The sequence below is a fragment of the Paraburkholderia sp. EG286A genome (genome assembly GCF_040965375.1).
In the GTDB taxonomy this organism is placed as follows: domain Bacteria; phylum Pseudomonadota; class Gammaproteobacteria; order Burkholderiales; family Burkholderiaceae; genus Paraburkholderia.
This window is the reverse complement of sequence record NZ_JBFRCB010000001.1, coordinates 12518-34590: the sequence shown is the minus strand read 5'-3', so window position 1 is coordinate 34590 and position 22073 is coordinate 12518. Positions and strand designations below refer to the sequence as shown.

The following is a 22073-nucleotide window of genomic DNA, read 5'->3' as shown; positions in this document are numbered from 1 at the left end:
CCGCCCAACGCCCGGCAGAAGCGAAAACGCCCGCCGCGCGTCACGCGGCGGGCGTTCGAATCGACGCAGCGCTTACAGGTAGCTGCAGACGTAGTCGAGCGTCTCGACCACTTCGATGTCGAAACGGCTCTTGCGCGGCACCGAGAACGACTCGCCGGCGCTGTAGGTCTTCCACTCGTCGGTGCCTTCCAGGCGGATGCGGCACTGGCCGGCCTGCACTTCCATCAACTCGGCGGCGTCGGTGCCGAAGTTCAGCGTGCCCGGCAGGATCACGCCGAGCGTCTTGCGCGAGCCATCGGCGAACAGCACGGTGTGCGACACGCACTTGCCGTCGAAGTAGACGTTGGCGCGCTTGATTACGGAAACCTGGTCGAATTGTGCTGCTGCCGTCATGGCGGTCTTCCTCTGTCTTCGTGAATGGAACCGGGCGCCGGGACGACGCGTCGTCCGGGGCGAGGCCGCCATCATACCGGCTGTCGGGCGCGGCGGGCGCATGGCATCGCCCTGCGGCCATACGAATTGCGAATTGAATGTTTACAAACAAATGACGAGTTATTACAATTGCTATCACAAATGAGAATCATCTGCATTTGCAATTACGACAATTCGCCGACCAACACGCTCACTCATGTCCGTCCATTTCCCGACGCGGATGCGCGCCATCGCCTCCGTCGCTGCGCTCTATTGCTCCGGTTTCTTCGCCTCGTCTCTCGCACACGCGCAGACCGCGCCCGCCGCCGATAGCCCCGCCGCCGCGAGTGCAGCGGCGGCGACGCCTGCATCGTCCACCGCGGCTGCCGATAGCACGCTGCCCGCCGTGAAGGTCGTTTCGGCGCCTTCCGACATGCAGACCAAAACGCTCGAGTCGTACAAGTTCACGGCGCCGCTCATCGACACGCCCCGCTCCATCACGGTGATTCCGGAGCAGGTGCTCAAGGAGAAGAACGTCACGACCTTCCAGGACGCGCTGCGCACGGTGCCCGGCATCACGTTCCTCGGCGGCGACGCGGCGGCGAATCCGTCTGCGGACCGGCCCGTGATTCGCGGTTTCGAGTCGCGCAACTCGATCTTCGTGGACGGCATGCGCGACTCGGGCGTGCAGAACCGCGAAACCTTCGATGTGCAGAACATCAGCGTCATCAAGGGCCCGGACTCGGTGTATGCCGGGCGCGGGTCGGTCGGCGGCAGCATCGACATCACGACGAAAACGCCGCAGGCCGACAACTTCATCAACGGCAGCGTGGGCCTTGGCACCGATAGCTACAGGCGCGCCACCATCGACTGGAACCAGTCGCTCAACGACACCACCGCGTTCCGCCTCAACGCCATGGGCCACGACGCCGACCAGGCGGGCCGCACCGACGTGTACAGCAAACGCTGGGGCGTGGCGCCCTCGATCGCGTTCGGCCTGAACACGCCGACCACGGTCACGGTGAGCTACTACCACCTGAACACCTACGACATGCCCGATTTCAGCGTGCCGTTCCGCTCGACGGGCGGCACGCCGGTGTCGTCCAACCGCGGCCAGTTCTACGGCCTGAACACGCGCGACTACCGCTACGGCCAGACCGATACGGGCGAAGTGAAGGTGGAGCACCGCATCAACGACGCGTGGAAGATCAAGAACACGACGATGTTCGGCCGCTCGACGCTCGACTACGTGGCGACCAATCCGCAGCTGACGAGCGCGACCTCGAACATCCTCAGCCTGCAGGCCAAGAGCGGCAAGTACGCGACCAATAGCGTCGCGAACCAGACCGAGGCGAACGGCAAGTTCGACCTGTACGGCATGCGCCACACGTTCACGGCGGGCGTGGAGTTCAGCCACGAGCAGGACCTGTACGAGGGCTATCTCGTGAGCGATTCGGCGGGCAACAACATCCGCTCGGGCGGCCCGTGCTCGGTTGCGTACAACTGCGCGTCGATCAACAACTGGAACCCGAACAATCCGTGGACGGGCAGCATCGTCCTCAATGGCGACAAGGGCTTCCCGGGGCCCGCTACGCATACGCAGACGAATATCGCTTCGGCGTACATGTTCGACAGCGTGCAGCTTTCCGAGCGCTGGATCTTCAACGCGGGCCTGCGCTTCGACCGCTATGACGTGAGCGCGCAGCAGGCGGGCGTGGCCGATCTGTCGAATACGTCGAATCTGTTCAGCTACCAGTTCGGCCTCGTGTTCAAGCCCGTGCCGACCTTGAGCCTCTATGCGTCGTACGGCACCTCGGCGAATCCGCCGGGCTCGAATTCGGGTCTCGGCGGCGGCACCGACCAGATCACGGCCACGAACAAGGACCTCGCGCCCGAGCGCTCTCGCAATATCGAAGTGGGTGCGAAGTGGGACGTGCTCGAGCAGCGCCTCTCGCTCACCACGGCGTTGTTCCAGACCGACAAGACCAACGCGCGCGTGAGCGACGGCCTGGGCGGCACGATCAACGCGGGCTCGCAGCGCGTGCGCGGCTTCGAGTTCGGCTTCGCGGGCAACGTGACGAACAAGTGGTCCGTGTTCGGCGGCTATTCGTACCTCGATGCGATCACGACCGATGCCGGCCCGGCCAGCCCCGCGCTTTCCGGCTTGCCGATGGTGATGGTGCCCAAGCACAACTTCACGCTGTGGACGAGCTACGACGTGCTGCCGAAGCTCACGGTGGGTGCGGGCGCAACGGTTTCGAGCCTGACGTATGCGTCGGTTTCGGCGACATCGCGCAAGTGGACGCCGGGCTATGCGCGCTTCGATGCTGCGGCGACGTGGCGTGTGTCGAAGAAGATCGATCTGCAGCTCAACGTGAACAACCTCTTCGACAAGGAGTACTACCAGAGCGCGTACCCGATCTACGCGACCTGGGCGCCGGGCCGCTCGGCGGTCGTGACGGTGAACTTCTATCAGTGATCGCGAACGCCGCTAACGCCGCTTTCGGCGAGGCATGAAAAAAGGGGCGCCCGCAAGAAGCGCCCCTTTTTCATCGCCTGCAGGAATCAGCGCAGGCTTACTCCGGCTTCACCGCCACCGAAGCCTCGGAGGTCAGCATCATGAACGTGAAGCTCTCCTGCAGATACAGCTTCACGCTCTTGTCGTCATGCGACGAATACCCGATCGACAGGTCCTGCCCGAGGTGGAACGCGAAATCGCCGCCACGCGTGCTCAGGATCGCGCCGCCCTCGATGGCCGGCGCCCAGATGATCTCGCCGTTCACGAGACGGCGAATGTGCTCGAGAATCGGATAACCCATGTCGCTCGCTTCGCTCACGGCCGTGTACGCATCGGAGCCGAGCAGCACCGCATACGGCCCGTCCACGCCTTGCAGGCGCAGCTGCTCGAGCGCCTTGGCGATGACCGTGGGGTAGTCGGCGATATCGGCCGGCATCGGCAGGATCGGGTTCGACGAGCCTTCGCGGATGCCCGTGATCTGCGCGGCCGTGTAGCCGTCGAAAATCGCGCGGTCTTCCGCGAACGCGAGGCGCGTGGCCGCGTCCTTGGCCGGCTGCCAGTCGGAGTCTTCGGCGCCGCGCTCGACGTCGTCGATGGCGTCGCGCGAAAGTTCGAACGGCACGCGCAGTTCCACGATCGCCTTCACTTCGCGCTGGCGCGCGCGGATGCCTTCGAGCGGCGCTTCGATGCCGTTCTGGTGGCCCGTGCCGACTGCGGCGAGCGCCGGGCCGCCGGGGCCCTCGACGTCCACGACGCGGCGGCCCGCGAGCGAGCGTTTGAAGGTGCGCGCAACTTCTTCTTCGATTTGCGACCACGCGGCCGTGGAAATGGGCGCCAGCTCGCGATGGAGGTTATTCATACCGGGGTGCTCCTTTGAGGGATCCGATGGCGAGCGAGCCGTCTGCGTTTGGCGCGGCGGCAGGCTCGGTTTCTGTTTCCGATGAATCGGCGGCACCCACCTCGATGGTGGGTGCGGCGCCCGGGTCGACTTCGGCGAGCGCTTCGAGCAGCGTCTGCGACGGCACGAAGAAGAGGCCGCCCGTGACGGCGCGGCTGAAGTCGAGCAGCCGGTCGTAGTTGCCGGGCGGCAGGCCGACGAACATGTTTTCGAGCATCTGTTCGATCGGCTCGGGCGAGCGCGCGTAGCCGATGAAGTAGGTGCCGAATTCGGCCGAGCCGGGCCGGCCGAACGGCATGTTGTCGCGCAGGATCTTGATCTCGTTGCCCGCGTCGTCTTCGAGCGTGGTGAGCGAGCTGTGCGACCAGCTCGGCTTCACGGCTTCGTCCAGTTCGATGTCCTGGAGCTTGGTGCGGCCGATGATGTGCTCCTGGGCCTCGACGGATAGCGCGTTCCAGCCTTTCATGTCGTGCATGTACTTCTGCACGAGCACGTAGCTGCCGCCGCAGAATTCGGGATCTTCGTTTTCGCCGATCACCGTGAAATGGACGGCCTCGTTGCCCGTCGGATTCTCGGTGCCGTCGACGAAGCCGATCATCGCGCGCATGTCGAAGTTGCGAAAGCCGTGCACTTCGTCCACGGTCGTGACCGCGCCTTCCAGGCGTGTCATGAGCTGGGTGGCGAGCTCGAAACACAGGTCGGTTTCGTCGGCGCGAATGTGCAGCAGGATGTCGCCGGGCGTGGCGATGGCCTTGCGCTCGCCCGTGCCGAATTCGCGGAACGGGTGCAGGCCGGCCGGGCGCGGCTCGCCGAACAGCTTGTCCCATGCGTCGGATGAAAAGCCGACCACGCACGACAGATTGCCGGCGGGCACGCGCTTGCCGACCGCGCGCACGAGGTTGGCGACGTCGGCGCACCAGGCGCGCACGGTGGCGCGGCTCGCGGCGTCGTCGTTGACGGTCGCGACGATGAAGAAGGCATTGCGCGTGACGGCGCTGGAGACGGACTGCGGTTCCTGCGTGAGAGAGGCCGGCGTCATGATGTGGGGTATCGCTCGTGAGTCCAGAGTCGGGTTTGGGTTCTGCTGTGCCCGCATAGTTTAGCCAAACTCGGGGAAAACGGCCGTTTGCAGGCGAGAGGGGTGCCGTGCGAGGATAGTCATCATGATATCGACGTGCCCTGACGGGCAGGCCGGAGTAAGCGCTGAAGCGCTAACTCCGGATCGGGAGCTTTTCATGGGACCGGAGTAAGTGCTGAAGCGCTAACTCCGGATCGACAGCTTTGCATGGGACCGGAGTAAGTGCTGAAGCGCTAACTCCGGGTCGACAGCTTTGCATGGGACCGGAGTAAGTGCTAAAGCACTAACTCCGGATCGACAGCTTTGCATGGGACCGGAGTAAGTGCTAAAGCACTAACTCCGGATCGACAGGAGACGCGCCATGTGGGACCACACCGAGCATGAAGGCTTCGAGATCTGGGTGCTGCCGATTCCGGCGTTCGGGCCGCGTGCGCCCGAGCCGCTGTTCCACTACAGCGGCTACATCTGCCGCCACGGCGCGGACGCCCATGTCGAAGGGCGCAGCGTGCGCTTTCACGACATGATGCGCAACTACACCGGCCCCGACGCCGCGCTCGACGCCGCCTACGCGGACGCCCGCAAGCGCATCGACCGCTTCCACGCCACGGGAAGCTGGGCCGAGAGCGCGGCCTGAGCCTTCGTTTTCCCTTTCAGCGGCCGCCCTGCACGATCAGCTTCACGGGCCGCCCTTCGCAGCTCACCTCGCCCGGCAGCGCGAGCGTACGCCAGCCCGCCGGCTGGCCGGGAGCGCTGAGGTCGGCGACGTCGTCGGGATAGGTCGTGACCACGTTGAACGGCCACGACCCGCGCCGCAGCCGTTCGTGGACGAGCGAGCCGACCCAGATCGGCGTGGGTTCCCCGTCGCTCGCGTGGCCATCGCCAGTGCCGTTGCCATTGCGCCGCGGCGCCAGCGCGTAGCCCGAAGGCCAGAAGCGCAGCACGTCGCGGCGGCTGCCCGGCTCGGCCGCCTCGCCCGGCTTGGCGGCGAGGCGCGCGCGGGCGAACACGAGCGGCGAGGGCAGACCGTTGTTCAGCTTCGGCAGCAGCGGCAGCGACATCACGTCCACGTTCGGTGCGACGAGCGATAGCACGCTTCTCACCGAAATCTGCGGGCCTTCGGCCCAGCCCGCGTCGCGCAGTGCGGCGCGCAGATCGTCGGCGCTCGCGGCCCACTGGATCGTCATCGGCTCGCGGCGCGCGCCTTTCATGTCGAAGCGATAGCACGCAAACGTCCTCCACAGCGAATCGCTCCACTGCATTTGCGAGAGGACGACAGGCGGCGCCGCCGCGGTCGTGGGCGGCGCGGGCATGCGCCCGGCCGTCTGCAGCAGAACGGCGCCGACCAGCACGATCAGCACGATGGGCGGCACGTAGGTGCGCTGCGGCGGCCGCTTGGGGTAGCGCCAGAGCGACGTGAGCACGACGATCGCCACCCAGATGGCGGCAAAGGCCGCGCCGCCGATGGCGTCGGAGAACAGAAAGCGGTCGAAGTAGAGCCCCGCGAACGCCACGGCCACGACGATCCCGTTGCCGAGCGCGGCGACCAGCGCGGCCTCCAGCATGCTCGCGCGGCGCACGAGCAGGAACATCACGAAGCCGTAGACGATCACCATCGACGCCACGCGGTCGCTCGGGAACACATAGGCCTCGACGGCCTGGCCGCCTCCCGGCGACGTATGGTGGATCACGAAGCGCAGGATCAGGATGAGCAATTGCGAAACGGCCGCCGCAATCATCCAGTAGGCGATGGTGCGCCAACGCCTCTCCAGCACCATCCAGATGCCCACCGTCGCGATCAGCGCCGCGAGCGTCCAGGTGCTGCCGAGCGTTTCGACGCGCGCGAGGGCCTCGTCGGCCCAGGTGGTGCGGATCGACTGCAGGAACTGGCGCACGGACTGGTCGATCTGCACGAGCGGCGCGCCGCGCAGCACGTTGCCCAGCACATAGGAAAACACGGCCGCGCAGACCGGCACGAGGCCCGTGATGACGATGACGGGGCCGAGCGCGGGCTGCGCGGGGTCGAGCAGACGGGCGATGCGCTTCGAGGCGCGCCCGGGATGCTGCGCCGCCCACTGCGCCGCGCTGCGGCGCGACGCGCCGGCCCAGTTGTCGATGTGCAGGAGCAGCATGCGCACGAAACGCCAGATGAGCCAGACCGCGAGCGCGACGATGCCGATGACGACCACCAGCCGGAACGACACCGCGCCCGCGAGCTGGAGCGAGGCGCCGAACACGACGCCCGGCACGATATGCGCGGGCGCCCAGACGAGCGCGGAAATCACGTTCATCATGAAGAAGCGCATGGGCTTCATGCCGGCCATGCCCGCGACGATCGGCACCACGGCGCGCAGCGGCGCGATGAAGCGCGCGAGGATCACGCTGCGCGTGCCGTGGCTCACGAAGTAGGCGTGTGCGCGCTCGAGAATGGCGGGATGGCGGCTGAACGGCCACATCTGGGCCAGCGAGCCGCGGTAGCGATGGCCGATCCAGAAGCTCACGCCGTCGCCGGCCACGGCGCCCGCAATCGCGCAGACGAAGAGCCAGCCGAGGTTGATCGTGCCCGTGGCGGCGAACGCGCCGGCAATGAACATCGCCGTGCTGCCGGGAATGAACGTGCCGATGAACGCGAGCGATTCGAGGAAAGCGGCGACCACGACAAAGGCGAGCGTCCACGTCGCGTGCGCGGCGAGCAGGTGCAGCAAATGATCGTAGGCGTGCTCCATGAGCGGGGCGGGTTCGTTTGCTGGGGCTCGCGGGACGGGCGCGAGATCGGGCGGGTGCCGGTCCGCACCGGCCGTTCGCAACTAGCCGCAAGCGGCGTGCGGGACCATCAGGCGCAATATAACCGGGCGCGCGCAACTACGTGCGACGCGAGGCCGGGCGGGGCGCAGCGAGGGGGCGCAGGCGGGGGCCGCGTCGCGCGGCGGCGACGCGGAAGGGGTGGCGGCGGATTTTGCGCCCGCAAGTCCGGCTACGACCGGGACCCGATTCAGATAACGCCTTTCTCCTTCAACCCGGCCAGTTGTTCCGCCGAATAACCGAGCATCGACTGCAGGATCTCCTGCGTGCCTTCGCCCAGTTGCGGAGGCGCGTGCCGCACGGGCAGGCGTTCGCCGTCGAAGCGCCACGGCGGCGCGAGCACCGGCGTCGTGCCGCTTGCGGTATGCGGATGCGGCTGCTGCGTGACGAGCCCGCCACGCGTTGCGCGCGGCGACAGCAGCGCCTCGCGCAGGCCGGCCACTTCGCCGCACGGAATGCCGGCGCGCGCGAGCCGTTCGAGCAGCAGTTTGCGCGGGCGGCTGCCCAGTTCGCGCGTGAGTTCGGGCACCAGCGTTTCGCGGTTCTGCCCGCGCAGGATATTGGTCTTGTAGCGTGCGTCGTCGGCGAGGTCGGCGCGCTCGATCACCTCGCGGCAAAAGCGCTCGAACTGCGCGTTGTTGCCCACGGTGATGACGAGCGGACCATCGGCCGCATCGAACACGCCATACGGCACGATCGACGGGTGCGCATTGCCGTAACGCGGCGGGTCCTCGCCGATCAGCAGCGCTTCGAGGCCGTAGTAGGCGGTAATCATGAGGCCGCAGTCGAACAGCGCCATCTCGATGTGGCGCCCGCGACCCGTGCGCTCGCGCTCGTAGAGCGCGGCGAGCATCGCCTGTGCGGAATACATGCCCGTGAAAAGATCCACGGCCGCCACACCGAATTTGAGCGGCGGCTGGTGGGCTTCGCCGTTCATCGCCATGAGGCCCGTTTCACCCTGCACGACGAGGTCGTAGCCGGGGCGTGTCGCTTCGGGTCCCGTGCGGTCGTAGCCCGAAATCGAGCAATAGATGAGACGCGCATTCTCCGCGCTCAACTGCTCGTAGCCGAGCCCGAGCTTTTCCGCGCCGCCGAACTTGAAGTTCTGCACGACGATGTCGCTGGTTTTCGCGAGGTCGCGCACGATCTGCTGGCCTTCGGGCGTTTGCAGATCGAGCGTGATCGAACGCTTGTTGCGATTCACGCTGTTGAAGTACGCAGTCTCCGTCTTGCCGACGCGCACGCCCCAGTCGCGCGTGTCGTCGCCGCGGTCGGGATGCTCGATCTTGATGACTTCCGCGCCGAGGTCACCAAGCACCATCGCGCTCCACGGTCCGGCCAGCACGCGCGAAAGATCGAGCACGCGCACGCCCGCCAGGGGCAAGCTGTTGTTGTCCGTCTGCATCAACTGGTACTCCTGGTTCGTTGTCGGGGCAACGCAGCCGCCCCTTCATGGCTCACGCCGCCTCACGCCCCAAGGCGATATAGCGCGCGAGATGATGATCCTCGTCGCCAAGCTGATGATCGATCATCACGAGCCGCTTTGCATAGTGCGCGAGCGGCAATTCCCACGTCATGCCGATGCCGCCGTGCAGCTGGATCGCTTCTTCGGCCACGCGCGCGCCAATGCGCCCGATCGTGTACTTGGCGGCCGAAAGCGCACGTTCGCGCTGCGCGCGCGGCGCGTCGATCGCCGCTGCCGCGTTGATGACCGCCGAGCGCGCCTGCTCGATTTCGAGCAGCACGTCCGCCATGCGATGCTGCAGCGCCTGGAAGCTGCCGATGGGCAAACCGAACTGCTTGCGCGTACGCAGGTATTCGAGCGTGAAGTCGCGTGCGATCTCCATCGCGCCCACGGCCTCCGATGCGAGCGCGACGATGCCGTATCCGCGCGCATGTTCGAGCGTCGCGAAGCCGCTGCCTTGCGCGCCGACGAGCGCATCGGCATGCACCTTCACGTTGTCGAGCGCCACTTCCGCTGCGCGGCCGCCATCGATCTTGCCGTAGCCGCGCAGGCTCACGCCCGCTGCGTCGCGCGGCACGAGGAAGAGGGAGATGCCTGCTTCGTCGAATGCATCGCCGGAAGTACGCGCCGAAACGAGCAGCACATCGGCGTGTTCGGCGTGCTGTACGACGCCCTTCGCGCCCTGCAGCACCCAGCCATCGCCGCTTTTCTCTGCGCGCGTCGCCACGCGTGCGTCCTCGTAGTGCGAACCCGGCTCGTCGTCCGCGAGCGCGGCGATTTGCGAGCCGTCGATGAACGAGGCAATGCGAGCGCGCTGCGTTTCGCTGCCCGCATGGGCGAGCGCGCGGCCGACGATCAGCGAGTCGAGGAACGGCTCGACCACGAGTCCGCGCCCGAGCGCTTCGAACACCACCGCGACGTCGAAGCCCGCGCCGCCGAAGCCGCCATCGGCCTCGTCGAACAGCGCGCCGATTACGCCGAGTTCGGCAAAGCGCTGCCACATGTCAGCGCTAAAGCCTTCTTCGGAGCGCGCGATTGTATCGCGCGTAATGAAACCGTATTGCTCCGTGATGAAACGATTGAGCGTATCCGCAAGCATGCGGCGGTCTTCTGTGTGCTGGAAGTCCATGGCGTGCCTCTCAAAGCCCGAGAATCATCTTGGAGATGATGTTCTTCTGAATTTCGTTGGAGCCGCCGAAAATCGACAGCTTGCGGTTGTTGAAGTATTGCGCCGCGGCGCTGGCTGCATCGTCGGGCCCGATTGCCTCGCCCGCATACCCTTCTTCGAGCGCGTCCTCGACGAACGGCGCGGCATACGGTCCCATCGCGCGGCGCAGCAGCGAGGAAATCTCCTGGCGGATCTCGGTGCCGCGAATCTTGAGCATCGAGCTTTCCGCACCGGGCACGCCGCCGCCCGCCACCGCAGCGATCACGCGCAGGTTGGTCGTCTTCATGTTCTCCAGATCGATCTCGACCTTCGCGATGCGCGCCGCAAACTGCGGATCCTCTGCAAGCGGCTTGCCGTTGCGCGTGATGTTCTGCGCGGCGCGCTTCAGGCGCGCGAGCGCCGCCACCGAAAAGCCCACGCCCGCGATATTCGTGCGCTCGTACGTGAGCAGATATTTCGCGTAGGTCCAGCCGCGGTTTTCTTCGCCAACGAGGTTCGCCACCGGCACGCGCACGTCTGTGAAGAACACTTCGTTAACCTCATGTTCGCCGTCGAGCGTGACGATGGGGCGAACCTCGATGCCCGGCGTGTTCATGTCGATCAGCAGGAAGCTGATGCCTTCCTGCTTGCGCACGTCGGTGGCGGTGCGCACGAGGCAGAAAATCATGTTCGCGTAGTGGCCGAGCGTGGTCCACGTTTTCTGGCCATTCACCACGTAGTGGTCGCCGTCACGAACGGCAGTCGTGCGCAACGAGGCGAGGTCCGAGCCCGCGCCCGGTTCCGAATAGCCCTGGCACCACCAGTCCGAGCCGTCGAGAATGCGCGGCAGCCAGTAGCGCTTTTGCGCCTCGCTGCCGTACTTGATGAGCACGGGCCCGAGCATGTTGACGCCGAACGGCACGATGCGCGGCGCGCCTGCAATCGCGCATTCGTTCTCGAAGATGAACTTCTGCACGGCGCTCCAGCCGGGGCCGCCGTATGCCTGCGGCCAGTGATTCGCGAGCCAGCCTTTTTCGTGGAGGATCGCATGCCATTGCGCCATGTCGTCGCGCGTCAGGTGCCGGCCGTTGCTCACCTTGCTGGCAAGGCGCTGCGGCAGGCGCTCGTTCAGGAACGCGAGCACTTCGCTGCGAAACGCCTCTTCTTCGGCGGTGAATTTCAGGTCCATTGTGAAAAGCTCCTTCAGGGCACATTCAGGCCGATTGATTGAGGCTCGCGAAATTCTCGCCGCGCTCGACCAGTGCGACGAGCAGCGGCGAAGGACGCCAGAACAGCGGATCTTCCTTCGCATACTCGCGGATATCGGCGAGCACGTTGGCGAGGCCCACGCTATCGGCGTACTTCATCGGACCGCCGCGATAGCGCGGGAAACCGTAGCCGTAGAGCAGCGTGACATCCACATCGAGCGGGCGCAGCGCGATCTTTTCATGCACGACGTTCGCGCCTTCGTTGATCATCGCGGCCATGTAGCGGCGCATGATGGCTTCGTCGCTGAAGCTGCGCGGCTCGACGCCGGCGCGTTCGCGCTCGGCGCGGATGATGGACTCGACTTCGGGGTCGGGCGTGCCCGTGCGTGCGCCTTCCGGGTAGAGATAGAAGCCGCGGCCCGTCTTCTGGCCGAACCAGCCGCGCTCGCAGATGCGGTCGGCGATCTGCACGTAGCGCGCCTTCGGGTCGCGCGTGGCGGCGCGGCGCTTGCGCGTGGCCCAGCCGATGTCGCCGCCCGCGAGATCGACCACCTGGTACGGGCCCATCGGAAAGCCGAAGTCGCGCACGGCCTTGTCGATCTGGTACGGCGAAGCGCCGTCCTCCATCAGATGATCCGCAGCGGTGCGGAACACCGCGAGAATGCGGTTGCCGATGAAGCCGTCGCACACGCCCGCGCGCACCGGCACCTTGCGCAGCTTCTTCGCCAGTTCGAATGCCGTGGCGACCACGTCGGCGCTCACCTGCTTCGGCACCACGATTTCGAGCAGCTTCATGATGTTGGCGGGCGAGAAGAAGTGCAGGCCCACCACGTCCTGCGGGCGTTGGATGCTGGCCGCGATGGCGTCGATGTCGAGATACGAGGTGTTGGTCGCGAGCACCGCGCCGGACTTGCACACGCGGTCGAGTTCGGCGAACACGGCCTGCTTCACCGCAATGTCCTCGAACACGGCTTCGATGACGAGATCGGTGTTCGCGAGCGCATCGTACGAGGTGCTGCCGTTGAAGCGCGCGAGGATCTGCGCCTTCGCTTCGGGCTTCATGCGGCCCTTGGCGATGAGGCCGTCGTAGACCTTTTCCACATGGGCGCGGCCGCGTGCGAGCGAGGCGTCGTCGCGCTCGATCATCGTCACGGGCAGGCCCGCGTCGAGCACGGCCACGGCAATGCCCGCGCCCATCGTGCCGCCGCCGATCACGCCGACGGTGTCGATCGCGCGCGGCTTCGCGCTCTTCGTTTCAGGGGCCTTCTGCACTTCGCGCTCGGCGAAGAACGCGTGCACGAGACCCGCACGCTGCGGGCTTTCGAGGCATTCGAGGAACTGCTTGCGCTCGAAGCGCAGGCCTTCGTCGAACGAGAGATCGAGCGCGGCCTGCACGCAATCGACGATCTTCAGCGGCGAGAACAGGCCACGCGACTTCTTCGCGGTCTCGGCGCGCGCGGCGTCGATCGCGGCTTGCGCCTGGGAGCGATCGGCGAGCGCCTGGGCGTCGCGCGTGCGGCGCGCCGGCGCATGGGCCGCGAGCAGTTCCTGCGCGTAGGCGAGGCCTTCGGCGAGAATGTCGTCGCTCGCGCCTACCCGGTCGACGAGGCCGAGCTTATGCGCTTCCTGCGCGCTCGCGTGACGGCCGCTCAGCATCAGCGAGAGCGCCGCTTCGGCACCGATCAGGCGCGGCGTGCGTTGCGTGCCGCCGGCACCGGGCAGCAGGCCCAGCTGCACTTCGGGCAGGCCGAGCTTCGCGCCCGCCACGGCGAGCCGGTAGTGCGCCGCGAGCGCCACTTCGAGGCCGCCGCCGAGCGCCGCGCCGTGAATGGCGGCGATCACCGGCTTGTGGCAGGCCTCGATGCGGTTGCAGACGTCGGGCAGCGCGGGCGGCTGCGGCGGCTTGCCGAACTCGCGGATGTCCGCGCCGGCAATGAAATTGCGCCCCGCGCCGACGATCAGCACGGCCTGCACGGCGTCGCTCGCCTCGGCATGCTCGATGGCGGCGGCGAGGCCGCGGCGCACGTCCACGCCCAGCGCGTTGACGGGCGGATTGTCCACGGTGACGAGCAGCACCTTGCCGCGCAGTTCATGAGTGACGGGGGAGGCGTTCACGGAATCGGATGCCATGGCGATGCTGTCTCCAAAAGAGGGCCGGACTGGCGGGCCATATTGGTGGCCCGGGCGGCAATGTGTCATGTTCGCGTCGATTCTCGGCGCGCCAGGACCAATTGACAATCCCATCTCCTGTTGACAGACTGTCAAAGTATTTTTGACAGTGGATGTGCCATGGACGTCAACGCGCTGACCCTGCTCGTCGAGATTCTCGATGCGGGCAACCTCAGCGAGGCGGCGCGCCGGCTCAAGATGAGCCGCGCGAACGTCAGCTACCACCTCAACCATCTGGAGAAGTCGATTGGCCTGCAGCTCGTGCGCCGCACGACGCGCCGGGTCGAGCCGACCGAAATTGGCCTGAAGCTCTACGAGCACGGCCGCGCAATCCAGAACGCGCTGCTCGCCGCGCGCGAATCGGTCTCCACCCTTGGCCAGAGCCTGCAGGGGCGCGTGCGGCTTTCCGTGCCGAGCGGCTACGGGCAGCTCGTGATGTCGGACTGGCTCATCCAGTTCAAGCGGATGTATCCCGGCATCGTGCTCGACGTGATGTTCGAAAACCGCGTGGAAGACCTGCTGCGCGACGAAGTCGATATTGCCGTGCGCGTGATGCACGAGCCGCCGCAGAATCTCGTGGCGCGCGATATGGGGCCGGTGAAGTACATCGCGTGTGCGTGCACCGAGTGGGCTGAAAAGCACGGCATGCCGCAAACGCTGGAGGATCTGGCACGCGCGCCCGTCATCACCGCAACGGTGGTGGGGCGGCAATTGCGCCTGGCGGGTTATCTAAACGAGGACCGGCACGAGGTGCTGCTCGAGCCGTCGATCATTTCGGAAAACTTCCTGTTTTTGCGCCAGTCGATTCTCGCGGGACTCGGCGTGGGCATCGTGCCCGACTACGTGATGCACGACGACATTCGCCAGGGCGCGGCCGTCACGTCGCTCGACGCGTGGCGCCTGAGCATTTTCGGCACGCATATGTACATGCTCTATATGCCGAACCGCCACCACACGCGGGCGGCGGCCACCTTCATCGACTACGTGCTGGGCGAGGCCCGCAAGACCGGGCGCGGCGCAGACGCGTGATCGGCGCAGGTAGTACGCCGCCACTCGCCGCGCCGGTTGCCTGCGCAACGGCCTATTGGCCCGTGAGCGTGTTGCTGTACTCCACGGCGGGCTGCGAGGTGTTGCCGCCTTGCGCGACGAGCAGGTGAATCTGGCCCGGCAGGAGCTGCGAGAGCGTACCCGAGATCGGCACGGTCGTAATGAGCCAGTCCGCATTGTTCGCGAGATTGAAAGAGGCCGACTCGTAGATCGCCGTCTTGCTGCCCGCTGCCGTGACGATCGCCACGTAGTTGCCGCCGTTCATATAGATCGAGTCCTGTCCGCTCGCGGGCACGGCGTTCTTGTAGCCCACGGCCGGCAAGGTCGGCTGCACGCCGTTGATATCCGTGCCGGGCGCGACGATGTAAATGTCGAGGTTCTGCGCATTGACGGTGGCGTTGAACGCGCGCAGGCGTGCGCTGCTGGAAAGCAGGCCCTTGTCGAACGGATCGTCGATCAGGCCGATGTCGCCGCCCGAGAGCGCGGGCAGCGCGAGCACGGTGTACTCGTGACCCTTCGCCACGTCGGCGAAGGCGCCGCTTGCAATCGGCGTGGTCGTGCCCGTGCTCGCATACGAGACGTTGGTGTTGCCGGTGTTGATGTTGGCGAAGTTCGTGACCTGCTTGTACGCGACGTTCGTCTGCAGGGCGCTGCCGTTCACCAGAAAATCGACGTTCGGGCCGCCGGGCAGGGCATGCACGAAATGAATCTCGGGGTTCTGCACGCCGATTTCCTTGCCCACGTCGTTGCTGCTGCTGCCGCCGCCGCATGCCGTGAGCAGGGCTGCCGTGCTCGCAAACGCGAGCAGGGTGCGTATCGTCTTCATTGTTGACCTCATTCGTTTCGTTCAGGCTGCACGGTGTACGGCCTCGATTGCGGCCGCGCGTTGTTATTGCGCCCCTGCGCGAGCCGGGACGGCGGCGCGATGCTGCATAGGGGCGAGCACGATCAGCAATTGGTGTGCCGTGCGTGGCGATCGGCGCGATGCGTGTGTGCGCAACGGGATGAGGAGAGGGGGGGCGATGGGGCCCGGAGCGCGTGTGAGGCCCGGCGCGCGCGAGCGTTACGACGTTCGATGGCAGCTTTTACCGGCGCGAAGCGCCGCGCCGATAGTCAAGAGTCCTGTGCGCCCTTGTTGTCCAGGTTCGCGTCTTGCGCACGCTCGCCGCTGGCGCTCGCGTTGGCGGCGTTCGGCCGTCCGCGTGTGACGGACGAAACGGTGACGCGCTGCTGGATCCCGGCCTTCGTGAGCATATGCGCGCTGATTGGCGCGGTGAGAAACAGGAATGCCGGAATCAGCACTTCGTGCAGGCTCGCGAAATTGTTGTGCGCACTGAAGTACACGACGGAAGCGAGCACGACGCCGCCTACGCCGAGCGTGGTCGATTTGGTCGGTCCGTGCAGGCGCATGTAGAAGTCGGGCAGGCGTGCGAGGCCGATCGCGCCGATCAGCGTGAACGCGCTGCCGAGCAGGAGCAGCACGCAGACAATCGCTTCGATGACGGTTTGCATGGCGAAGCCCTAGTTCAGTTCGATGATGTCGCCGCGCTGCAGGTACTTGGTGAACGCAACGGTTGCCACGAACCCCATGACTGCGATGAGCAGCGCGATTTCGAAGAAAACCGTCGAGCGCAGCATGATGCCGTAGACGACGATCAGCGCGATCGCGTTGACGTTGAGCGTGTCGAGCGCAACGAGCCGGTCGGGCAGCGAAGGCCCGCGCACGAGGCGCACGAGCGTGAGCAGGAACGCGAGCCCGAGGATCGCGAACGACACCGGAATGGCGATGGCTAGCATGCGAAGATCTCCATGAGCGGGGCTTCGTAACGGGACTTGATCAAGGCGACGAGCGCGGCTTCGTCTTCGAGATCGAGCACGTGCACGACGAGGCGTCGGCGGTCGTCGGAGAGCTCGGCGCACAGTGTGCCGGGGCTCAGCGAGACGATGCTGATGAGTGCCGAAAGGGCGATTTCGTGGGTGCTGTCGAGCGGCACGTCGATGAAGGCGGGGCGCAGGCGCTGCGTCGGGCCGAGCACGAGCAACGCGACTTCGAGGTTCGCCACGAGAATGTCGTAGAGCACATGCCCGAGCAGCCGCACGAGCAGCCACGGTTTGCCGAAGCGCACCGGCGCGAGCCACAGCCCTTCGCCCACGCGGTAGGCGATCGCGGTGCCGAGCACGAAGCCAAGGAGCAGGTTGCCCGGCGACACGTCGTTCATCAGCAAGACCCAGCATACGAGCAGCACGACGGTGAGCCAGGGGTGCGGAAAGAGCCTCTTGAGCATGTCAGCTTCCTCCGCCCGGTGACGTTTGCGCGGCCTGCGCGGGCAGGATCGCGTGAACGTAGGCTGCGCGGTCGAGCAGCTGCGCGGCGGTGGCGTCGAGATACTGCTTGAGCGGGCCGGCAAACACCGTAGCCGCCACCACGCCCGCGAGCAGCAGCGCACACGCGGCGAGCCTGGCGCGGCTGCCGCGCGGCGCGGCGGCCGGTGCGCCGTCGTAGGCGCGGGCGGCGGGCATCGCCCACAGCAGGCGCGTGCCGGTGCGGCTGAGCGCGACGATCGACAGCAGGCCCGCGACCAGCACGGCGGGCCAGAGCACGACGGCCTGCGCAAGCGGCGTGGCGGCGAGCACCATGGCCTTGCCGAGAAAACCCGAGAGCGGCGGCAGGCCGACGGCGCCGACCGCCGCCGCGAGATAGAGCACGCCGGCGAGGTTCGAGGGCCAGGGCGCGGGCGTTTTTTCCGGGTCCGCTGCCTTGGGAGACGTCGCGACCGGCTCGCTGTCCGCTTCGGGCGTGATGGCGGGCGCGCTGGCGTCGTCGAGCGATTCGAGCGAGGCGGGCTCGCGTGTTTCGTCTGCAGTGGGCACGGCCGCCGGTTCGCTTGCTTCGGACTCCAGCGTATCGGCGAGCATGAACAGCGCGCCCGTGCATAGCGTCGTGCTGATGAGGTAGTACAGCAGCGCACTCCACGCGAGCACGGTCTGCAGCGTGACGGCCGCAATCAGCAGGCCGACCGAGACCAGCACGAGAAAGCCGGTCGTGCTCTTGAGGCTCGATACCGCGAGCGCGCCGAGCGCGCCATAGACGATCGTCGCAATGGCGAGCCACCACGCCCATTGATGCAGGAACGCGTCGAGCACGCCGCCCGCCGCGCCGAACACGAGCGCGTCGCAGCGAAGCATCGCGTAGATCCCCACCTTGGTCATGATCGCGAACAGCGCGGCCACGGGCCCGATTGCGCTTCGATACGCCTGTGGCAACCAGAACGACATGGGGAACACCGCGGCCTTGAGGCCGAATACGAGCATGAGCGTCGCGCCCGCGAACTGCGCGAGCGGCAGCGACGCGGGGTCCAGGTGCGCGAGCCGCTCGCCCGCGTCGGCCATGTTGAGCGTGCCCGTGAGGCCGTACAGCACGCCCAGCGCGATCAGGAAGAACGACGAGCCGACGAGGTTCAACAGCATGTAGTGCAGGCCGTTGCGCACGCGGCGGCGGCCGCCGCCATGCAGCAGCAGCGCGTAGGAGGCGATCAGCAGCAGTTCGAAGAAGACGAACAGATTGAACAGATCGCCGGCGAGAAACGCGCCGTTCAGGCCCATCAGCTCGAACTGCACGAGCGCGCGATAGTAGCGCCCGCGCCGCACATCGGCGCTCGTGGTGCCGAGCAGGCAGCAGCACGCGAGCAGCGCGGTCAGCACGAGCATCAGTGCGCCGAGCCGGTCGATCTGCAACACGATGCCGAATGGCGCGGGCCACGCGCCGAGCGCATAGCTGGCAATCTGCCCTTGCGCCGCGAATTCGGCGAGCGCCACCGCGACGGGCAGCAGCGCGAGCGTGGCGATCACGTTGATCGCACGCTGCAAGCGCTTCGCGCGCAGCGGCAGCGCAACGATTGCGCCGGCCGCGAACAGCGGAATCAGGATGGGGAGGATGAGAGCGTGATTCATTCGCCGCGCATCTCCAGGCCACTGCGCTGCGGGTTGTCGCCGTCCACGTGATCGGTGCCGTCGATCGCGAGCGCGCGCAGCGCGAGCACGACCGTGAAGGCCGTCATGGCGAAGCCGATCACGATCGCAGTGAGCACGAGCGCCTGCGGCACCGGGTCGGCATACTGCGCGCCCGGCGCGATCACGGGCGGCTTGCCGGTGGAGAGCCGGCCGATGCCGAGCAGGAACAGGTTGATCGCATACGAGAACAGCGTGATGCCGAGGATCACCGGCAGCACGCGCGCGCACAGCAGCAGGTAGAGGCCGCTCGCGCAGAGCACGCCGAGCGTAATGGCGAAGGCGGCTTCCATCAGCTTTTCTCCACGGATTGCATGTCCTTGTCGCGCACGCCGAGGTGCGAGACGATCGTGAGCGTCGTGCCGACCACGGCGCCCAGCACGCCAAGGTCGAACAGCATGGCCGTGCTCAGTTCGATTTCGCCGATCAGCGGCAGGTGCAGATGGCCGAACGCGCTGGTGAGGAAGGGCTGGCCGAGCACGATCGCGCCTACGCCCGTGGCGGCGGCGACGAGAATGCCGAGGCCCGCGAGCCCGCGGTAGTTGATGCGGATGCGCGACTCCGTCCACAGCACGCCGCTCGCCACGTATTGCAGCAGCAGTGCAATAGAGATCACGAGCGAGGCGATAAAGCCGCCGCCCGGCAAATTGTGGCCGCGCAGAAAGATGAACACGGCAACGAGCAGGGTGAGCGGCAGCATGAGGCGCGCGAGAATGGCGAGCAGCAGCGGATGCGACTGCGACGACCACGGCAGGCCGCCCGGGCCCGTGTCGGGCGATTTCAGGCGCAGGCCACGCAGCAGCGCCTTCACGGCGAGCCCCGCGACGACCAGCACGCTGATCTCGACCATCGTATCGAAGCCGCGGAAATCCACGAGGATCACGTTCACGACGTTGTGGCCGCCGCTGCCCGGCAGCGCGTTCGCGAGAAAGAACTGGCCGACGCCGTCGATGGGGGCGCGCGTCATTACCGCATACGCCACGGCGCCGATCAGCGTGCCGCCCGCGAGCGCGAGCACCGCATTGCGGGCACGCGCGGCGGGTGGCTCCTGCGCGCGCTGCACGACGGGCAGAAAGTAGATGGCGAGCACGAGCAGCAGCACCGTGACCACTTCCACGGAGATCTGCGTGAGCGCGAGATCGGGCGCGGAAAAACGCACGAACGTCAGCGTGACGAGCAGCCCGCAGGTGCTCAGCATCACGAGCGCATAGAGCGTATTGGCGCGCACGAGCACGACGCCCACGGCCATCAGCGCCATCAGCACGAGGCCGACCAGCGTCATCGCATCGAGCGGCGCCGAGCGGTAGGTCCCGTCCAGCGAAGCGAGCGCGAGGAGCGCCGCGCCGGGCACGATCAGCATCGCCGCGATCATCCACGCGAGATACGCCGGCAGCGAGCGCGTTTCGAAGAGATTGACCACGACGCTCGCGGCTTTTTCGAGCTGCTGCACGAGGCGGTCGAAGCCTTCGCTCGCGTTCATTTCGGAAAGCACCGAACGATGATGGCGGAACGCGTCGCGGCGATAGAAGAACAGCAGCGCGCCGCCCACGAACGATACGCAGCTCATCAGGAGCGGCAGATTGATGCCGTGCCACAAGCTCAGGCTGTACGTGGGCACGCTGCCGCCGAGCGCGAACCACGCCGCGGACTCGAGCATCTTGCCGATGGTCTGCTCCGGCACGAGGCCCACGAGCAGACAGATGACGACGAGAATCTCGACGGGCAGCTTCATGAAGCGCGGAGGCTCGTGCGGCGGGTAGTGGGGAAGGTCGTGCGGCGTCACGCCGTCGAAGAACACGCCCCACACGAAGCGCAGCGAGTACGCGACCGAGAGCCCCGCCGCGATGACGGCGAGCGCGGGAATGACCCAGCTGAAGTCGCCGAGCAGTCCTTGCGCAAGCGTTTCGCCGAAGAACATCTCCTTCGAGAGGAAGCCGTTGAGCAGCGGCACGCCCGCCATGGCGAGCGATGCCACGGCGGCCAGCGCGGCGGTATGCGGCATGAAGCGGCGCAAGCCACGCAGGCGGCCCAGATCGCGCGTGCCCGTTTCATGGTCGATGATGCCCGCCGCCATGAAGAGCGAAGCCTTGAATACCGCGTGATTGAAGGTGTGAAAGAGCGCGGCGACGGTGGAGAGCTGCGTGTCGAGGCCGAACAGCAGCACGATGAGCCCGAGATGGCTGATGGTGGAATAGGCGAGCAGCCCCTTGAGATCGCGCTGCACGAGCGCCATGGCCGCGCCGCCCGTGAGCGTGACGAGGCCGATCAGGCTCGTCACGTAGAAGAACCAGTCGGTGCCTTCGAGCACGGGGTAAAAGCGCGCGATGAGGAAGATGCCCGCCTTCACCATGGTCGCCGAATGCAGATACGCGGAAACGGGCGTGGGCGCCGACATCGCATGCGGCAGCCAGAAGTGGAACGGGAACTGCGCCGACTTCGTGCAGGCCGCGAACAGCACGAGCAGGAGGATCGCCGGATACAGCGGATTGCGCTGCACGAGGCCCGCGTGCGCGAGCACGACGTCGAGGTCGTAACTGCCGCAGACGTGGCCGAGCAGCAGCACGGCGGCCAGCAGCGCGAGGCCGCCCGCACCCGTGATGGTGAGCGCCATGCGCGCGCCGCGCCGCGCTTCGGGGCGCGACGGCCAGAAGCCGATGAGCAGGAACGACACGATGCTCGTGAGTTCCCAGAAGATCACGAGCAGCAGCAGGTTGTCCGACAGCACCACGCCGAGCATCGCACCCATGAAGAGCAATAGCAGCGCGTAGAGGCGCGGCAGCGACTCGCTGCCCGCGAGGTAGTAGCGCGCGTAGATAAAGACGAGCAGACCGATCGCGAGCACGAGCAGCGCGAACATGAACGAAAGACCGTCCAGACGCAGTGCGAACGAGAGCCCGAGCTGCGGGATCCAGTCGGCTTGCCAGTGCAGCACGCCATGGGTGGCCATGCCCACGCGTTCGCTGCCAAGCAGCCCCAGGCCGAAGAGCGGGGCCGCGAATGCGGCCCACGTGCCGAAGGCGGGCGCCCAGCGTCCAAGGAGCGGCCTCGCGAACGCGACGAGCGCCGCGGCGACGAACGGTAGTACGACGAGCCACCCCATTGCCATTCGACACTCCCCGTGGATCCGACAGGGCGCCGAGCCGCCGCGCCGCAGTTCACGATCATAGCCGCAAACGGGGACGGAGTTCATTCATGTGGCATCGAGGCGGTCACGGGGTGTCATACGAAAGAAACCTGCGTCAGGTCCTCCGGCCTGGGGGCGCGTCGACGATCTTCACATCGGCCAGACGAAGGTTTCGTGAGCGCGGGTCGTTTTGCCGAAATC

18 protein-coding genes are annotated in these 22073 nt (G+C 66.6%); 3 read left to right on the top strand and 15 right to left on the bottom strand.

Annotation, left to right across the window (positions count from 1 at the left end):
- Positions 1–72: 72 nt before the first annotated feature.
- Positions 73–393, bottom strand: a complete 321-nt coding sequence (locus tag AB4Y35_RS00150) for a pyrimidine/purine nucleoside phosphorylase (protein WP_368702898.1) — start codon at positions 391–393, stop codon at positions 73–75.
- Positions 394–628: 235 nt separating this feature from the next.
- Between AB4Y35_RS00150 and AB4Y35_RS00145 the strand changes: the two genes are divergently transcribed.
- On the top strand, positions 629–2890 hold the full coding sequence (locus AB4Y35_RS00145; protein WP_368702897.1) for a TonB-dependent receptor: 2262 nt from the start codon (positions 629–631) through the stop codon (positions 2888–2890).
- A 97-nt stretch (positions 2891–2987) separates the two neighbouring features.
- On the opposite strand, the gene AB4Y35_RS00140 is transcribed toward AB4Y35_RS00145, so the two are convergent.
- A complete protein-coding gene (locus AB4Y35_RS00140; protein WP_324161712.1) occupies positions 2988–3788 on the bottom strand; it encodes a family 1 encapsulin nanocompartment shell protein in 801 nt (266 codons plus the stop codon).
- Entirely contained in the window at positions 3781–4866 is a 1086-nt protein-coding gene (locus tag AB4Y35_RS00135; protein WP_368702896.1) for a Dyp-type peroxidase, read from the bottom strand. Before AB4Y35_RS00135 ends, AB4Y35_RS00140 begins: the two co-directional genes overlap by 8 nt.
- A 400-nt stretch (positions 4867–5266) precedes the next feature.
- Between AB4Y35_RS00135 and AB4Y35_RS00130 the strand changes: the two genes are divergently transcribed.
- Positions 5267–5539 carry a hypothetical protein gene (locus tag AB4Y35_RS00130; RefSeq protein ID WP_368616668.1) on the top strand — a complete coding sequence of 91 codons (273 nt, stop codon included), beginning with the start codon at positions 5267–5269 and terminating at the stop codon, positions 5537–5539.
- A gap of 16 nt (positions 5540–5555) precedes the next feature.
- Here the strand turns inward: AB4Y35_RS00130 and AB4Y35_RS00125 are convergent, their stop codons facing one another.
- The 5 genes from AB4Y35_RS00125 to AB4Y35_RS00105 form a co-directional block, all read right to left on the bottom strand.
- Entirely contained in the window at positions 5556–7628 is a 2073-nt protein-coding gene (locus AB4Y35_RS00125; protein WP_368702895.1) for a VTT domain-containing protein, read from the bottom strand.
- Positions 7629–7894: 266 nt separating this feature from the next.
- On the bottom strand, positions 7895–9109 hold the full coding sequence (locus tag AB4Y35_RS00120) for a CaiB/BaiF CoA transferase family protein (protein WP_368702894.1): 1215 nt from the start codon (positions 9107–9109) through the stop codon (positions 7895–7897).
- A 52-nt stretch (positions 9110–9161) separates the two neighbouring features.
- Positions 9162–10298, bottom strand: a complete 1137-nt coding sequence (locus AB4Y35_RS00115) for an acyl-CoA dehydrogenase family protein (RefSeq protein ID WP_368702893.1) — start codon at positions 10296–10298, stop codon at positions 9162–9164.
- A 10-nt stretch (positions 10299–10308) separates the two neighbouring features.
- Complete coding sequence (locus AB4Y35_RS00110) at positions 10309–11505, bottom strand: acyl-CoA dehydrogenase family protein (protein ID WP_368702892.1); 1197 nt, start codon at positions 11503–11505, stop codon at positions 10309–10311.
- A gap of 25 nt (positions 11506–11530) precedes the next feature.
- Positions 11531–13654, bottom strand: coding sequence for a 3-hydroxyacyl-CoA dehydrogenase NAD-binding domain-containing protein (locus AB4Y35_RS00105; RefSeq protein ID WP_368702891.1), 2124 nt, complete (start codon positions 13652–13654; stop codon positions 11531–11533).
- Between the two features lie 159 nt (positions 13655–13813).
- Between AB4Y35_RS00105 and AB4Y35_RS00100 the strand changes: the two genes are divergently transcribed.
- Positions 13814–14722 (top strand): LysR family transcriptional regulator, encoded by a 909-nt coding sequence (locus AB4Y35_RS00100; RefSeq protein ID WP_324151088.1) that lies wholly within the window; start codon positions 13814–13816, stop codon positions 14720–14722.
- A gap of 52 nt (positions 14723–14774) precedes the next feature.
- On the opposite strand, the gene AB4Y35_RS00095 is transcribed toward AB4Y35_RS00100, so the two are convergent.
- From AB4Y35_RS00095 to AB4Y35_RS00065, 7 genes are all read right to left on the bottom strand, one after another.
- Positions 14775–15566: a DUF4397 domain-containing protein gene (locus AB4Y35_RS00095; RefSeq protein WP_368702890.1), complete on the bottom strand. Its 792-nt coding sequence runs from the start codon at positions 15564–15566 to the stop codon at positions 14775–14777.
- Between the two features lie 287 nt (positions 15567–15853).
- A complete protein-coding gene (locus AB4Y35_RS00090; RefSeq protein ID WP_368702889.1) occupies positions 15854–16252 on the bottom strand; it encodes a Na+/H+ antiporter subunit G in 399 nt (132 codons plus the stop codon).
- A gap of 9 nt (positions 16253–16261) precedes the next feature.
- On the bottom strand, positions 16262–16537 hold the full coding sequence (locus AB4Y35_RS00085; RefSeq protein WP_368688489.1) for a K+/H+ antiporter subunit F: 276 nt from the start codon (positions 16535–16537) through the stop codon (positions 16262–16264).
- Positions 16531–17025 (bottom strand): Na+/H+ antiporter subunit E, encoded by a 495-nt coding sequence (locus AB4Y35_RS00080; protein WP_368688488.1) that lies wholly within the window; start codon positions 17023–17025, stop codon positions 16531–16533. The genes AB4Y35_RS00085 and AB4Y35_RS00080 overlap by 7 nt, the downstream gene beginning before the upstream one ends.
- Before the next feature lies 1 nt (position 17026).
- On the bottom strand, positions 17027–18691 hold the full coding sequence (locus tag AB4Y35_RS00075) for a monovalent cation/H+ antiporter subunit D (RefSeq protein ID WP_368702888.1): 1665 nt from the start codon (positions 18689–18691) through the stop codon (positions 17027–17029).
- Positions 18688–19041 (bottom strand): Na+/H+ antiporter subunit C, encoded by a 354-nt coding sequence (locus AB4Y35_RS00070; protein WP_368702887.1) that lies wholly within the window; start codon positions 19039–19041, stop codon positions 18688–18690. Before AB4Y35_RS00070 ends, AB4Y35_RS00075 begins: the two co-directional genes overlap by 4 nt.
- Complete coding sequence (locus AB4Y35_RS00065; protein ID WP_368702886.1) at positions 19041–21854, bottom strand: monovalent cation/H+ antiporter subunit A; 2814 nt, start codon at positions 21852–21854, stop codon at positions 19041–19043. Before AB4Y35_RS00065 ends, AB4Y35_RS00070 begins: the two co-directional genes overlap by 1 nt.
- Positions 21855–22073 lie beyond the last annotated feature (219 nt).